13 protein-coding genes, 1 tRNA gene and 1 rRNA gene are annotated in these 14870 nt (G+C 66.2%); 14 read left to right on the forward strand and 1 reads right to left on the reverse strand.

The features are described from left to right. Nucleotides 1-5: 5 nt before the first annotated feature. From ERC79_RS14425 to ERC79_RS14455, 7 genes are all read left to right on the forward strand, one after another. Entirely contained in the window at nucleotides 6-1184 is a 1179-nt protein-coding gene (locus ERC79_RS14425; RefSeq protein WP_131579141.1) for a TadA family conjugal transfer-associated ATPase, read from the forward strand. Beyond that, nucleotides 1181-1987 carry a type II secretion system F family protein gene (locus ERC79_RS14430; RefSeq protein ID WP_131579142.1) on the forward strand — a complete coding sequence of 269 codons (807 nt, stop codon included), beginning with the start codon at nucleotides 1181-1183 and terminating at the stop codon, nucleotides 1985-1987. Before ERC79_RS14425 ends, ERC79_RS14430 begins: the two co-directional genes overlap by 4 nt. Further along, nucleotides 1984-2577, forward strand: a complete 594-nt coding sequence (locus ERC79_RS14435; protein WP_131581148.1) for a type II secretion system F family protein — start codon at nucleotides 1984-1986, stop codon at nucleotides 2575-2577. The genes ERC79_RS14430 and ERC79_RS14435 overlap by 4 nt, the downstream gene beginning before the upstream one ends. A gap of 60 nt (nucleotides 2578-2637) precedes the next feature. Continuing rightward, nucleotides 2638-2841 (forward strand): DUF4244 domain-containing protein, encoded by a 204-nt coding sequence (locus ERC79_RS14440; RefSeq protein ID WP_131579143.1) that lies wholly within the window; start codon nucleotides 2638-2640, stop codon nucleotides 2839-2841. Next, the gene (locus ERC79_RS14445; protein WP_131579144.1) at nucleotides 2838-3203 is read left to right on the forward strand and encodes a TadE family type IV pilus minor pilin; all 366 of its coding nucleotides are present in this window, start codon (nucleotides 2838-2840) and stop codon (nucleotides 3201-3203) included. The genes ERC79_RS14440 and ERC79_RS14445 overlap by 4 nt, the downstream gene beginning before the upstream one ends. After that, the gene (locus ERC79_RS14450; RefSeq protein WP_131579145.1) at nucleotides 3200-3565 is read left to right on the forward strand and encodes an Rv3654c family TadE-like protein; all 366 of its coding nucleotides are present in this window, start codon (nucleotides 3200-3202) and stop codon (nucleotides 3563-3565) included. The genes ERC79_RS14445 and ERC79_RS14450 overlap by 4 nt, the downstream gene beginning before the upstream one ends. A 228-nt stretch (nucleotides 3566-3793) precedes the next feature. Then, complete coding sequence (locus tag ERC79_RS14455; protein WP_131579146.1) at nucleotides 3794-4048, forward strand: hypothetical protein; 255 nt, start codon at nucleotides 3794-3796, stop codon at nucleotides 4046-4048. On the opposite strand, the gene ERC79_RS14460 is transcribed toward ERC79_RS14455, so the two are convergent. Continuing rightward, on the reverse strand, nucleotides 4024-6375 hold the full coding sequence (locus tag ERC79_RS14460) for a DEAD/DEAH box helicase (protein ID WP_131581150.1): 2352 nt from the start codon (nucleotides 6373-6375) through the stop codon (nucleotides 4024-4026). The genes ERC79_RS14455 and ERC79_RS14460 overlap by 25 nt on opposite strands. A 411-nt stretch (nucleotides 6376-6786) precedes the next feature. Between ERC79_RS14460 and ERC79_RS14465 the strand changes: the two genes are divergently transcribed. The 7 genes from ERC79_RS14465 to ERC79_RS14495 all read left to right on the forward strand — a co-directional run bounded on the left by ERC79_RS14465 (nucleotide 6787) and on the right by ERC79_RS14495 (nucleotide 14746). Next, complete coding sequence (locus ERC79_RS14465; protein ID WP_005515803.1) at nucleotides 6787-6990, forward strand: cold-shock protein; 204 nt, start codon at nucleotides 6787-6789, stop codon at nucleotides 6988-6990. Nucleotides 6991-7162: 172 nt separating this feature from the next. After that, complete coding sequence (locus tag ERC79_RS14470; RefSeq protein WP_131579147.1) at nucleotides 7163-7747, forward strand: hypothetical protein; 585 nt, start codon at nucleotides 7163-7165, stop codon at nucleotides 7745-7747. A 144-nt stretch (nucleotides 7748-7891) separates the two neighbouring features. Next, a complete protein-coding gene (gene topA, locus ERC79_RS14475; RefSeq protein WP_131579148.1) occupies nucleotides 7892-10801 on the forward strand; it encodes a type I DNA topoisomerase in 2910 nt (969 codons plus the stop codon). A gap of 35 nt (nucleotides 10802-10836) precedes the next feature. Further along, the gene (locus ERC79_RS14480; protein ID WP_131579149.1) at nucleotides 10837-12024 is read left to right on the forward strand and encodes a DNA polymerase III subunit delta'; all 1188 of its coding nucleotides are present in this window, start codon (nucleotides 10837-10839) and stop codon (nucleotides 12022-12024) included. 61 nt (nucleotides 12025-12085) lie between these two features. Next, a tRNA-Thr gene (locus tag ERC79_RS14485) sits at nucleotides 12086-12158 on the forward strand. 373 nt (nucleotides 12159-12531) lie between these two features. After that, nucleotides 12532-12729 carry a hypothetical protein gene (locus tag ERC79_RS14490; protein WP_131579150.1) on the forward strand — a complete coding sequence of 66 codons (198 nt, stop codon included), beginning with the start codon at nucleotides 12532-12534 and terminating at the stop codon, nucleotides 12727-12729. Nucleotides 12730-13229: 500 nt separating this feature from the next. Further along, nucleotides 13230-14746 (forward strand): 16S ribosomal RNA (locus tag ERC79_RS14495). The last annotated feature ends 124 nt before the right edge of the window (nucleotides 14747-14870 follow it).

Below are 14870 nucleotides of genomic sequence, written 5' to 3' on the forward strand. Positions count from 1 at the left end.
ACGGCATGAGTGTGCTGACATCCCCAGAACTGCTCGATCGGGTGCGCGAACGCCTTGCTCAGACGGAGGGCGAGCCGACGCCCGCGACGGTCGCGGCAGCCATCCGAGCCGAGTCCGGGGGCGTGTTGGGTGATACGGACCTCTTGGCCGCGTTGCGGATTCTGCAGACCGAACTCACCGGCGCGGGACCGCTCGAGGCGCTGCTGAGTGTCGCAGGAGTTGCCGACGTCCTCGTCACCGCCCCGGACCAGGTATGGATCGATCGCGGTTCCGGGCTCGAGCGTGCCGCTGTGTCGTTTCCTGACGAGGCAGCGGTCCGGCGATTGGCTCAGCGGCTGGCGTTGTCTGCGGGTCGACGGCTCGACGACGCGCAGCCGTGGGTGGACGGGCGGCTTCCTGGAATTGGCAATGGGGACTTCGGTGTTCGGTTGCACGCGGTGCTCTCACCGGTAGCGCAGGGTGGAACGTGTGTGTCCCTGCGGGTGTTACGGCCCGCGACGCAGGGACTCGACGAGCTGACGGCCGACGGCACGGTCGACTCCGACGCGCGCGAGTTGCTCGAGACCATCGTGCGGGCGCGCCTGGCATTCCTGGTAACCGGAGGCACCGGGGCGGGAAAGACGACGATGCTCGCCGCGATGCTGGGCCGGGTCGATGCGGCCGAGCGGATCGTATGTGTCGAGGACGCCGCCGAACTCGCACCCGCCCATCCGCACGTCGTGCGTCTGGTTGCCCGCGCTCCCAACGTCGAGGGCGTCGGCGAGGTCACGGTGCGGGACCTGGTCCGGCAGGCACTGCGGATGCGGCCGGACCGGATCGTGGTCGGGGAGGTGCGCGGCGCCGAAGTGGTGGACCTGCTCACCGCGCTCAACACCGGGCACGACGGTGGGGCTGGCACGGTGCATGCAAACTCTCCCCGCGAGGTCCCGGCCCGACTCGAGGCCCTCGCCGCTCTCGGGGGACTGGATCGCCAGGCCGTGCACAGCCAGCTGGCCGCGGCGCTGCAGGCGGTGCTGCACGTGCGCCGCGATGCGAGCGGCGCCCGCCGGTTGGTGGAGATCGGTGTGCTCGAGCGGGACTCGACCGGCCTGGTCGAGGTCGTGCCCGCGTGGACTCTGCGGGGCGGATCCGCGCCCGCCAACGGACTCTTGCGGGAGATGTTGCAGGCCAGGTCATCCCGATGACAGCATCGTTGTTGCTATTGTCGACGGCGCTGGTGATGACGCCCAGTTGCAGCGCGCGCAAACGGTTACGGACCGCGCTGTCGGCCGATTCTGCACGCAGGGGCGTGGCGTCGGTGCCGTGGCGTCGGCTGTCTCTGTTCGATGTCGCGCTGGTGGGCTGTGTGCCGCTGCTACTGGTGGGAGCGATCGCACCGGCGGTAGCTGCGGCGATCGCCTTCGCCACCCTGCGTGGCCGGCAGCGGCGCCGCCGCGCCGCCACCCTGCGCGATGCCGCACGCCGGGCGGTCCTCGCGGGCCTCGACGTGGTGATCGGGGAACTGCGGGTGGGCGCCCATCCTGCTGTCGCGTGTGAGGCGGCGGCCGAGGAGTGCGGCGGTGCAGTGGCCGATGTGTTCCGGGGTGCCGCGGCCCGGGCTCGGCTCGGCGGGTCCGCTGCGAGCGGTTTCGCGGCGGCGTCGGGTCTGGCCGCGAGGGAGCTGGCGAGAATCGCGCACGCGTGGACGGTGGCCGAACATCACGGCCTCGCGCTTGCTGATCTACTCCAGGCTGCACGCTCGGACCTGATGGGTCGCATGCGATTCCGTCAGCGTGCAGAGGCAGGTCTCGCCGGTGCCCGGGCCACCGCCGCGGTGCTGGCCGGACTGCCGATCCTGGGCGTGGTCCTGGGGCAGCTCATGGGAGCCTCTCCCGTACAGGTGCTGTTCGGTGGTGGGCTCGGTGGTGTGCTGCTGGTCGCGGGGACGGTACTGACGTCCGCTGGGCTGGCGTGGACAGACCGCATTGTCGGTTCGGTAGCACGCTGATGTGGATCGCGATGGTGCTGACCGCCGCGGCGCTGCTGATCGCGCCCGGATCGGCCCGGATCCGGCGACGACTCCGGGGCGGCGCCGGACTCCGCGATGGCGAAGACGTGGCAAGCGATCGGACGGCGACTCCGGCGCCGGTGGACCCGCTCGCTGTTGCAGGTGCGTTCGATCTGCTTGCGGCGTGCATGAAGGCGGGCCTGCCGGTGTCCTCCGCCGCTGCGGCGGTGTCGCGGTCGGCGCCGTCCCCGCTTGCGGAATCGCTTCGCCGCACAGCAGATTTGCTTGCGCTGGGCGCGGATCCGGCGACTGCGTGGGATGTCGTGGCTGAGGAACCGGCGACGGAAGCGCTCGCCCGGATGGCTCGCCGGTCGGCCCGATCGGGGGTGGCCCTGTCGGGTGCGATGGCCGAGTTGGCGGCACATCAGCGCGCCGACGCCGAGGATCGCGCGGCCGCATCGGCTGAACGAGCCGGCGTCCTGATTAGCGGCCCGCTCGGCCTGTGCTTCCTGCCCGCGTTCATCTGCCTGGGCATCGTCCCGGTGGTGATCGGGCTCGCCGGTCGGGTGCTTCAGGGCGGGTTGCTGTGACCGGGTGGAGGTGTGCCGGTGCGGAGAATCTGCATCGGCGTCGAATGAAGGGGGAAGTTCATGTGGTCGAACAAGTTCCAGGAGATTCAGGCTCGGCTGATGCTGGCGGTGACTGCCGAGGACGGCATGTCGACGGCGGAGTATGCGATAGGCACGATTGCTGCTGCAGCATTCGGCGCGGTGCTCTACACGGTGGTGACGGGGGACTCCATCGTGAATGCGCTGACGGGAATCATCGACAAGGCACTCAACACGTCGATGTGACGTCGCCGGCAGTCCCCGGTCGGAGTGGCGAGTCCGGTGCGGTCACGGTGGAGGCGGCAATCGCGATCGCGTCCATCGTGACCGTGGTCATGTTGTGCATCGGAGCGGTGTTGGCAGTGACAACGCACGTCCGCTGCATCGACGCGGCCCGGGAGGCGGCTCGTCTCGCGGCCCAGGACGACCGGGCGAACGCAGTCGCGACGGCGCGCCGGGTCGCACCCGATGGCGCGCAGATCACGCTGCGGGACGACGGCGCGCTCGTGGTCGCGACCGTGCGGGCACGGGCTCCGTTGTTGCCATTGCTGGAGGTGTCCGCGGAGGCTGTCGCGGCCCGGGAACCGCAGTCGAAGGAGGGGACGTGAGACGATCCCTGCAGGACGAGTCCGGTGGTGCCACGATCCTCGCGTGTTGTGCGCTGGCGGTCCTGGTCGCGGTGACCACCGGTCTGCTGCACTTCGGTGGCGCGGTGTCGGCGCGACACCGCGCGCAGTCGGCAGCGGACCTCTCGGCGCTGGCGGCGGCGTCCGCGCTCTCCAGTGGTGACGAATCCGCTTGTGGGGCAGCAGCGTCGATCATCACTCGGATGGGCGTGGAGCTTGCGAGGTGCACGGTCGACGGTTGGGACGTGGTGGTGGAGGCTACGGTAGCGACCGGGCCCGTCTCGCTCGGCACAGGTCCCGCTCGGGCGCGGGCAAGGGCCGGTCCGGCGGATGAACCATCATGAGAAGGCCGCTGCGCCAACCGTATTGGTTGAGACGGATAGGGCGAGGGGATGGGTCTTGATGGCCGCGGTGAAGGCCGCTGCGCTGCGCGGCATCGTTCTGCAGGATGCTGCAAATGGTGTCGCGCGGGCAAGCGCTCTCGCGTCACCTGCGGGAGATCCCGAGGTTCCGAGAACAGCAGCAATGATCACTTCGCGCCTGAAAGGTATTTCGCTCGAGGAAAATTCGCCATGCCCGCAAGTAGCTGGATCACCCGCCCCGAGACTGCGGATGACATCTCGGCCGTCCGCAACATCAACCTTGCGGCCTTCGGGACTGCGGAGGAGGCCGACCTGGAGGGCGGGAGCGGGTTCACCCGCGCATCACTGCATGGCATTCGGCTGAGCATCGACGTCCCGGACGAGGTATTGCTGGCACTGGTCTCGATGGCGGGGCTTACGCCGCCGAGCGGCGCAGTCCGTTACGCGCCGCCGTTCGGTATCTGACCCGGCCCGTGGTCCGGGGCCACTGCTGCGAGGACTGCAGTGAGGACCCGGACCGCGCCGTCCTTGTCGAGAGGATGGTTGCCATTGCCGCATTTGGGGGAGTGCACGCAGGACGGGCAGCCGGTTGCGCACTCGCACGCGTCGATGGCGTCGCGGGCGGCGCTGAGCCACCGGACCAGTTCTGCGTGGCCGCGGTCGGCGAATCCGGCTCCGCCCGGGTGCCCGTCGTAGACGAACACTGTCGGCAGGCCGGTGTCCGGGTGCAGGGCAGTGGAGACGCCGCCGATGTCACCTCGGTCGCACGTAGCGACCAGGGGAAGCAGGCCGATAGCGGCGTGCTCGGCGGCGTGCAGGGCGCCCGGTACCCGGTCGGCGCCGATCCCGGCGTCCTCGAGCAGTTCGGGGGTCGCCGTGTACATCACGGCGCGGGTGCTCAGGGTCTGGGCGGGCATGTCCAATTCGACCGAGTCGAGTACCTCGCCGGACGACAGGCGACGGAGATATCCGATTACCTGGTGGGTCACCTCCACCTGGACCAGAGCGACGCCGACATCGCCGTATGGTTTGTGCTCTGCGACGTCGATGATCGCGATCTCGGTGATCTCGCGCGCCGACGTGCTCCAGTCCGGGGTCTCGGGATGGACCAGCGCCACGCCGTGTTCGAGGTCGAGTTCGTCGACGACGAACGACTCGCCTTGATGGATGTGCACCGCGCCGGGGTGCGTGGTGGCGGGAGCACGACCGGTGTCGACGGTGCCGAGCATGCGCCCGGATTCGCCGTCGACGATCGCGACCTGCGTGCCGATTCCACCGCGGATGTCGAGTGCGCTGTGCGGATCGGTGCCGGCTGCGACGAACCAGCCGTGAGTGCGACGCCGGATGAGCCCTTGCCCGGCAAGCTCGGTGAGCACTTCGAGCGCGCCGAAGTCGGCCACTTCGGCGTCTGACAGCGGCAGCTCCAATGCGGCGCAGAGTAGCTGCGGGCCCAGCACGTATGGATTGGCAGGATCGGTGACGGTGGCCTCGACCGGCCGTTCGAGTAGCGCCGCCGGGTGGTGCACCAGGTAGGTGTCGAGCGGGTCGTCACGCGCGACGAGCACGACGAGCGATCCCTCACCACGTCGTCCGGACCGCCCGGCCTGCTGCCAGAACGATGCGACGGTGCCGGGGAAACCAGCGAGGACCACGGCGTCGAGTCCCGCGATATCCACGCCGAGTTCCAGCGCGTTGGTGGTCGCGACGCCCAGGAGGGTGCCGTCGGCCAGTGCGGCCTCGAGCTCCCGGCGGTCTTCGGCGAGGTAGCCGGCGCGGTAGGCCGCGACGCGGCTCGCGAGGTCGGGGTCCACCTCGGCCAGCATTCGCTGGGCGCCCAACGCGGTCAGTTCGGCGCTGCGGCGCGAGCGTACGAACGTCAGCGTTCGCGCACCCTCGACCACCAAGTCGGCCATGATCCGCGCGGCTTCGGAGCCGGCCGCGCGGCGGACCGGTGCGCCGTTTTCCCCGGCGATTGCGTCCAACAGCGGCGGCTCCCACAGGGCGACCGTGCGCGGGCCGTGCGGCGAGCCGTCCTCGGTGACCTCCGCGCACGGCGCACCGATCAGTCGGGCGGCCGCTGCCCCGGGCTCTGCGGTGGTGGCACTGGCCAGCACGAACGTCGGCTGCGCACCGTACCGTGCGGCGATCCTGCGCAGCCGTCGCAGGACCAGCGCCACGTTCGAGCCGAAGACGCCGCGATAGGAATGACACTCGTCGACCACGACGTACCGCAGATTGCGGAACATGTGCGCCCATCGCTGGTGCGAACGCAGGATCCCGATGTGCAGCATGTCGGGGTTGGTGAAGAGCCAGCGAGAGTTCTCCCGCGCCCACTGCCGGATTTCGGTGGGGGTATCGCCGTCGAACCCGCTCGGGTGAATGGACGTCAGTTCCGGCTCGGATTCAGTGAGCGCTATCGCAGCCCGCAGTTGGTCCGCCCCGAGGGCCTTGGTCGGCGCGAGATAGAGGGCGGTTGCGCGCGAGTCCGAGGACAATGAGGTGAGGATCGGCAGTTGGTACGCGAGCGACTTGCCCGACGCCGTGCCCGTCGCGACAACCACGTGCTCGCCGGAGTGTGCGTACGAGGCGGCCGCGGCCTGATGACTCCACGGTCGCGGAATTCCGCTCCCAGTCATCGCTCGCACTGCGGCCGAGGCCGCCCAGACCGGCCAGTCGGTTGATCGCGAGATTCGTGGTGGCAGCTCGGCTATGTGGGTGAGTGGCGTCTCGCCGGATGGTGTACCGGCGATTACTCGGTCGAGGAGCCTCCGACCGTACGAATCATCGTCGATTTCGCCCGTTGGAAGGGTTTGGGACGAGGGGTTCACTGGAACCTCTTCCGGGATGATCGACGGTGTTCGTCGGAGCCTGTTGCGAGCGTCGGACCTGCGGTTTCGATCTTATCCACGGAATCGTTCGGAAGTCCTCGACGGGTGGCCCCGGCGGCGGTGAAAATGGCACGCTGTGCAAGATCAACTATTTGCAGTTTTTGTTCGTCTTTCGACTGTTGCGCGCGCGTCGAACATGGTTGACTATGACCTGGTCGCAGCTTCTGTGTTCGTTTAAACGCCCGCAGGATCGATGTTGCGAGCGCGGTGCTTATGCGTTCCTGAGGGGGAATCGAGAAGTACAGCGGTCGGAACCGGCCCGATGGACCGGAAGTGCTGTCCATCGAATCCGGTGTAAGAAAGAGAAGGAATAGCATGGCACAGGGCACTGTGAAGTGGTTCAACGCGGAGAAGGGCTTCGGCTTCATCGCTCCCGAGGACGGCTCCGCTGACGTCTTCGTTCACTACTCCGAGATCCAGGGCAGCGGCTTCCGCACCCTTGAGGAGAACCAGCGCGTCGAGTTCGAGGTCGGCCAGGGCACCAAGGGCCCGCAGGCCACCGGCGTTCGCGCAATCTGATCTGTTCACCAGCTGAACTATTGAGTTGAAGGCCGGTCGTAATGACCGCTGCCTGATTCGTCCCCCATCTCCGGTCACGGTGGTGGGGGACGAGTTCTTTCAGGGCACTCTGCTCTTTCGTGAATCGGCGAACGGGGCGAACAAATCGTGAGTGTGGCCTAATGTCCACTCTGTGGGTCAGCTTTCATTCTTCTCCGCCGAGTCGGTGCCGCCCGCGGTGACCGACCTGAGCGGGCTGCTGGCTGCGCAGGGGCAGGTGGTCAGCTCGCGTGAGGGCGCCCGGGTGTCGGTTGTGGTCGACAGCGGGTGGCGCGCCGAGTCGATCGCCCAGATGATGCGCGAAGCCGGCCTGGAATCGGAGATCGGAACTTCCGAAGAGGGTCGGCCGCTCGTTCGTACCGCGCCGGTTCCGGAGTTGGTGGCGCTCGCGCTGGAGTGGACCAGGGGAGCGGTCAAGTTCGTGCCCGCAGACTGGGTACCGAGCCCTCGCGAACAGCGAGCTTGGGTACTGGCGTCCGGACGCGTCGAGGCCGACGGACAACGTTACGTGCTGGGGCTGGATCCGCACGCACCGGAAACGCACGTCGTGCTTGCTCAGTCGCTGATGCGCGCCGGTGTGGCACCCACGATCGTGGGCATCCGGGGCTCCTGCCCTGGCTTGCGAATTTCGGGCCGTCGGCGCCTCATGCATCTCGCTGAAAACATCGGAGAACCGCCCGATCATCCCGATGCCCGACAGAACTGGCCGCACATTTGAGCGAACGGACCGGGGCGGATATGCGCGTTCATCTTCGCGGTGTGACACCCTGTAACTGACCGGACCCGGTATAACGGGGTCGGAGACGAGATTCGCATCAGGTGCTCAGCGGCACTGATCGAGCAGGAAAGGTGCGGACTGCTGGTGGCAGCACGGGACAAGAGCGCGGCGGACGGATCGTCCGCCACACGCCGCCTGGTTATCGTCGAGTCACCGACGAAAGCCAAGAAGATCGCGCCTTACCTGGGCAAAAACTACATCGTGGAGGCGTCCGTCGGGCATATCCGCGACCTGCCCCGCGGCGCAGCGGACGTCCCGGCCAAGTACAAGGGCGAATCCTGGGCGCGCCTCGGTGTGAACGTCGATCACGACTTCGAGCCGCTGTACGTCGTGAGCCCGGAGAAGAAGTCGAAGGTCACCGAGCTCAAGGGCCTCCTCAAGGATGCCGATGAGCTCTATCTCGCGACCGACCCCGACCGCGAGGGCGAGGCCATCGCCTGGCACCTGCTCGAGACGCTCAAGCCGAAGATCCCGGTCCGCCGGATGGTCTTCCACGAGATCACCGAGCCGGCCATCCGTGCGGCCGCCGAGGACACCCGCGATCTCGACAACGACCTGGTCGACGCGCAGGAGACCCGCCGCATCCTTGACCGTCTGTACGGCTACGAGGTCAGCCCCGTGCTGTGGAAGAAGGTCATGCCGCGGCTGTCGGCAGGCCGTGTCCAGTCCGTCGCGACCCGGGTGATCGTGCAGCGCGAGCGCGAGCGGATGGCATTCCGGTCGGCGTCGTACTGGGACATCTCGGCGACGCTCGACGCCGGTGCCGAGGCCAGCCCCCGTAGTTTCGGCGCGCGCCTGGTGTCCGTCGACGGCTCCCGGGTCGCTGCCGGTCGCGACTTCGGTCCCGATGGCAATCTCAAGTCGTCCGGTGTCGTGGTGCTCGACGAGGCGTACGCGCGCCGACTCGCGGAAGCGCTCGACGGCGCCGACCTGGTTGTCTCGTCTGCCGAGGACAAGCCGTACACGCGCAAGCCGTACGCGCCGTTCATGACATCGACGCTCCAGCAGGAGGCCGCACGCAAGCTGCGTTTCAGCTCGGAGCGGACGATGCGGATCGCACAGCGGCTGTACGAAAACGGCTACATCACTTACATGCGAACCGACTCGACAACGCTGTCGGACTCGGCGATCGCCGCGGCCCGTGCGCAGGCCACCGAGCTCTACGGCGCCGAGTATCTGCACTCGAGCCCGCGTCAGTACACCCGCAAGGTCAAGAACGCCCAGGAAGCACACGAGGCGATCCGCCCTGCCGGTGACGTCTTCCAGACCCCGGGGCAGCTGCACTCACGTGTCGACAACGACGAGTTCCGTCTGTACGAACTGATCTGGCAGCGCACCGTCGCATCTCAGATGGCTGACGTCCGCGGCACGACGCTGACGCTTCGGATCACCGGTACGGCCGGCACCGGAGAGGAGTGCATCTTCTCGTCGTCGGGTCGCACGATCACGTTCCCCGGCTTCTTGAAGGCGTATGTCGAGAGCGTCGACGAGGAGGCCGGTGGTCAGTCCGACGACGCTGAGTCGCGCCTGCCGGCGTTGACGCGGGGCCAGGGTGTGACTGCTACCAAGCTGGATCCCGACGGACACAACACCAACCCGCCCGCGCGCTACACCGAGGCCAGCCTCATCAAGTCGCTCGAGGAACTCGGCATCGGCCGCCCGTCGACGTACTCCTCGATCATCAAGACCATCCTCGACCGCGGTTACGTATACAAGCGTGGCAGCGCGCTTGTCCCGTCGTGGGTCGCGTTTGCGGTGATAGGCCTACTCGAGACGCACTTCGGGCGGCTCGTCGACTTCGACTTCACGGCTGCTATGGAGGACGACCTCGACGAGATTGCCGGTGGCCGTGCGCAGCGCGGAAGCTGGTTGTCGGGCTTCTACTTCGGTGATGCCGAGGGGGCGGACGACTCGATCGCTCGTGCTGGCGGCCTGAAGAAGATGGTCGGCGAGAATCTCGAGGACATCGATGCCCGCGAGATCAACTCGATTCGCCTTTTCGATGACGCCGAGGGCCGCGAGGTCCATGTGCGTGTCGGCCGCTTCGGTCCTTACCTCGAGCGGATGGTTGCAGATTCCGCTGAAGGGGCAGCTCCGGACTCGCTCGTTTCCCAGCGGGCGAATCTGCCCGATGATCTGCCGCCGGACGAGCTCACCGTGGAGTACGCGGAGAAGCTGTTCTCGACCCCGCAGGAGGGTCGCAAGCTCGGTGTCGACCCTCTGACTGGGCATGAGATCGTCGCGAAGGAGGGCCGATTCGGCCCGTACGTGACCGAGATCCTGCCCGAGCCGGAGGCCGCACCCGAGCCGGACATTGTGCCGGTCGAGACCGGCGCCGACGGCACGGTCAAGACCACAGCGGCCAAGAAAGCGCCTGCGAAGAAGGCTGCCAAGAAGGCCGCCGGCCCCAAGCCGCGCACCGGCTCGCTGCTCAAGTCGATGGACCTGGAGACGGTCACACTCGAGGATGCGCTGCGACTGCTGTCGCTGCCGCGGGTCGTCGGTGTCGATCCCGAGTCCAAGGAAGAGATCACCGCGCAGAACGGCCGCTATGGCCCGTACCTGAAGAAGGGCACCGACTCTCGTTCGTTGGAGAACGAGGAGCAGATGTTCACGGTGACCCTCGAGGACGCGCTCAAGATCTACGCCGAGCCCAAGCGTCGCGGCCGGCAGGCCTCGGCGGCGCCGCCGCTCCGGGAACTCGGAAACGACTCTGCGACGGGCCAGCCGATGGTGATCAAGGACGGACGATTCGGTCCGTATGTCACCGACGGCGAGACCAATGCGAGCCTGCGCAAGGGCGACGAGGTGGAGTCCATCACCGACGAGCGCGCCTCCGAGTTGCTCGCGGATCGTCGTGCACGCGGGCCGGTGAAGAAGAAGGCCGCCGCGAAGAAGGCGCCAGCCAAGAAGGCTGCGGCCAAGAAGACGGCAGCGAAGAAGGCGCCGGCGAAGAAGGCTGCTGCGAAGAAGACGACTGCCGAGAAGTCGTGACGCGAGTTGTCGGCACGGATCGATAGGGTCGGTTCGTGGCAGGTGTCTTCGATCGATTGGTCGGCCAGGAGCATGTCGAGGCCGAGCTGACGGCTGCCGCGGTCGCCGCCCGGGGTGGCGACCGCGGGTCGCGGATGACGCACTCGTGGCTGTTCACCGGTCCGCCCGGTTCGGGTCGTTCGGTAGCGGCGCTGTGTTTCGCGGCAGCCCTGCAGTGCACATCGGACGGTGCCCCGGGATGCGGCCACTGTCAGCCGTGCACGACGACGATGGCCGGCACTCACGGTGACGTCCGACGCGTGGTGCCCGAGGGATTGAGCATCAGCGTCCACGAGATGCGCGGGATCGTGCAGACGGCGTCCAGGCGGCCGAGTACCGGACGCTGGCAGGTGGTCGTCATCGAAGACGCGGACCGGCTCACCGAGGGCGCCGCGAATGCGCTGCTCAAGGTCGTCGAGGAGCCGCCGGAGCGAACGGTGTTTTTGCTGTGCGCGCCCTCGGTCGATCCGCAGGACATCTCCGTGACGCTGCGTTCGCGGTGCCGGCACGTGCCCTTGGTGACCCCGTCGGTAGGCGCGATCGCCCAGGTTCTGCGGGAACGGGACCAGTTGGATGCGGAAGCTGCGGCGTGGGCAGCCTCCGTCAGTGGTGGTCACGTCGGTCGTGCCCGACGGCTCGCCCGGGACGAGGACGCTCGGTCGCGGCGCAAGCGTGCACTGTCATTGGCTGAGGCCGCGATCCGTCCCGGAACCGCGTACGCGGCGGCAGAAGAGCTCGTGCAGGCTGCCGAGCGCGAGGCGAAGGAACTCACCGCCACGCGGGACGAACGCGAAACCGAGGAACTGCGTACGGCGCTCGGTGCCGGTGGCACCGGAAAGGGCGCGGCGGGCGCACTGCGTGGATCGGCAGGCGTCCTCAAAGACCTGGAACGACGTCAGAAGTCGCGGGCTACCCGCACCGGACGCGATTCGCTCGACCGCGCACTGATGGATCTCGCCGGTCTCTACCGTGATGCGCTGGCGGTCGCTTTCGGCTCGAATGCCGTCGCCAACCACCCGGACATGGCGGACCAGGCGGCGAAGTTGGCGGCACGGACCCCCAAGGAGGGCCTGCTGCGCTGCATCGAGGCCATCCTCGAGTGCCGGGAGTCGCTGGAGATGAACGTCAAGCCCAAGTTCGCGGTCGGTGCACTCGTCGCGCGGCTGGGCGCGGAGTTCCGCTAGCGGCGCCCGATTTGCGTTGGGGCAGGGGGTGCAGGCTAAACTCGCGTGCGCCGAAAGGCACGCTGCCTTAGCTCAGTCGGTAGAGCATTTCACTCGTAATGAAAAGGTCGCGAGTTCGATTCTCGCAGGCAGCTCAGCAGTAGGGCCCCTCACCACGGGAAACCGGGTGGGGGGCCTTTGCGTGTTGCCGCCGTGGTGCTACCGGCACGTGCGGCGAGTCCATTCGATGGCGTTGATGCCGCCGCCGCACATACGGCTGCCCGGGCGGGCCGTTGGCCGTGGCGGCGACTCAGGTCTCTTCTCTGAGGGGACAATGGGCTGCACTGTGCGCAGAACGTTCTCGACAAGAGGCGGACATCGTGTTGATGCAGATCTTCTGGCTGATCATCCTGGTCGGCGCTCTCGTGACCTTGATCCCCGTTGCTCGGCGAGTCTTCCGCCGTAACGACGGCGACTGACGCCCCGAAACCGCTCGACAAGTTTGTGGAGACCCGCCATGCTCGGAGGGTGGGTGAATCACTGAAGCACCGCGTGCGGGAGAAGCTGCTGCGGCAGCTGGCCGAGAACGGCGGCCACCCGGTCGAGGAGTTCGAGGGTGACGATCCGCGTCTGGTAGCGATCGACGGTGACCTCGCCGCGCTCGAGGAGGTCGCTGATGACGACCCGCTGGTGGAGGAGTTGTCCGCGAAATACTGGGTTCCATAGTCGTTCGTCAGCCGTTCATCACCGATCTGCTCGAGCCGTTCTGTCGCGTCCTTTGGCGATTGACCTGGCGATTTGGTGTTCCGCGAACGGTTCGCGTAACTTATTCCAGGTCAGAGCGACACGGACACCGACCCGGGCCTGAGGGACTGGGAAAACGAGGTTGTACGGAGAGCGCCTGGCGAATCTGCTTCGACTGGTTCAGGATCTCGGATTTGCGTTCGGGTGTTGATCTGGTTAGGCTGGAACAGTTGCCCCGAAACGATGAGCCTGTGGGTTCGGAGTGGTGGTGTGCGCGTGTTCTTTGAGAACTCAACAGTGTGTCGATGAATGTCAGTGCCAATTATTTTGGTGCCCCGCATCTTTTTTGGGTGTGGGTTTGCTGATTGTTCCATTCTTCCGTCTGGGATGGTCAGCGCAATAGCTAGTTTGAGTTTTTTTGCTAGTGATTTGACTCGATGTCTATGACTGATTGGTGGCTTCGGCTGCGTAATCTAGAGTCTTCAACGGAGAGTTTGATCCTGGCTCAGGACGAACGCTGGCGGCGTGCTTAACACATGCAAGTCGAGCGGTAGGGCCCTTCGGGGTACACGAGCGGCGAACGGGTGAGTAACACGTGGGTGATCTGCCCTGCACTTCGGGATAAGCTTGGGAAACTGGGTCTAATACCGGATATGAGCCTCTACTGCATGGTGGAGGTTGGAAAGGTTTACTGGTGCAGGATGGGCCCGCGGCCTATCAGCTTGTTGGTGGGGTAATGGCCTACCAAGGCGACGACGGGTAGCCGGCCTGAGAGGGCGACCGGCCACACTGGGACTGAGACACGGCCCAGACTCCTACGGGAGGCAGCAGTGGGGAATATTGCACAATGGGCGAAAGCCTGATGCAGCGACGCCGCGTGAGGGATGACGGCCTTCGGGTTGTAAACCTCTTTCAGCAGGGACGAAGCGAGAGTGACGGTACCTGCAGAAGAAGCACCGGCCAACTACGTGCCAGCAGCCGCGGTAATACGTAGGGTGCGAGCGTTGTCCGGAATTACTGGGCGTAAAGAGCTCGTAGGCGGTTTGTCGCGTCGTCGGTGAAAACCAGCAGCTCAACTGCTGGCTTGCAGGCGATACGGGCAGACTTGAGTACTGCAGGGGAGACTGGAATTCCTGGTGTAGCGGTGAAATGCGCAGATATCAGGAGGAACACCGGTGGCGAAGGCGGGTCTCTGGGCAGTAACTGACGCTGAGGAGCGAAAGCGTGGGTAGCGAACAGGATTAGATACCCTGGTAGTCCACGCCGTAAACGGTGGGCGCTAGGTGTGGGTTTCCTTCCACGGGATCCGTGCCGTAGCTAACGCATTAAGCGCCCCGCCTGGGGAGTACGGCCGCAAGGCTAAAACTCAAAGGAATTGACGGGGGCCCGCACAAGCGGCGGAGCATGTGGATTAATTCGATGCAACGCGAAGAACCTTACCTGGGTTTGACATATACCGGAAAGCCGTAGAGATACGGCCCCCCTTGTGGTCGGTATACAGGTGGTGCATGGCTGTCGTCAGCTCGTGTCGTGAGATGTTGGGTTAAGTCCCGCAACGAGCGCAACCCTTGTCCTGTGTTGCCAGCACGTAATGGTGGGGACTCGCAGGAGACCGCCGGGGTCAACTCGGAGGAAGGTGGGGACGACGTCAAGTCATCATGCCCCTTATGTCCAGGGCTTCACACATGCTACAATGGCCGGTACAGAGGGCTGCGATACCGTGAGGTGGAGCGAATCCCTTAAAGCCGGTCTCAGTTCGGATCGGGGTCTGCAACTCGACCCCGTGAAGTCGGAGTCGCTAGTAATCGCAGATCAGCAACGCTGCGGTGAATACGTTCCCGGGCCTTGTACACACCGCCCGTCACGTCATGAAAGTCGGTAACACCCGAAGCCGGTGGCCTAACCCTTGTGGAGGGAGCCGTCGAAGGTGGGATCGGCGATTGGGACGAAGTCGTAACAAGGTAGCCGTACCGGAAGGTGCGGCTGGATCACCTCCTTTCTAAGGAGCATCTCCTTCTCGGACCAGCACGTAGGTGTTGGGGGAGTGAGGCAGAGGCCGTTGAGTGAACACATGTTTCACTGCGGTTGCTCATGGGTGGAACACTGACTGTTTCGTCTGCGTA

The sequence above is a fragment of the Rhodococcus sp. ABRD24 genome (assembly GCF_004328705.1).
In the GTDB taxonomy this organism is placed as follows: domain Bacteria; phylum Actinomycetota; class Actinomycetes; order Mycobacteriales; family Mycobacteriaceae; genus Prescottella.

Bases quoted from the DNA above. Each gene is read 5' to 3' on its own strand.
- ERC79_RS14440 (WP_131579143.1), top strand. From the start codon at position 2,638: ATGTGGTCGAACAAGTTCCAGGAGATTCAGGCTCGGCTGATGCTGGCG.
- ERC79_RS14465 (WP_005515803.1), top strand. From the start codon at position 6,787: ATGGCACAGGGCACTGTGAAGTGGTTCAACGCGGAGAAGGGCTTCGGC.
- ERC79_RS14455 (WP_131579146.1), top strand. From the start codon at position 3,794: ATGCCCGCAAGTAGCTGGATCACCCGCCCCGAGACTGCGGATGACATC.
- ERC79_RS14430 (WP_131579142.1), top strand. From the start codon at position 1,181: ATGACAGCATCGTTGTTGCTATTGTCGACGGCGCTGGTGATGACGCCC.
- ERC79_RS14425 (WP_131579141.1), top strand. From the start codon at position 6: ATGAGTGTGCTGACATCCCCAGAACTGCTCGATCGGGTGCGCGAACGC.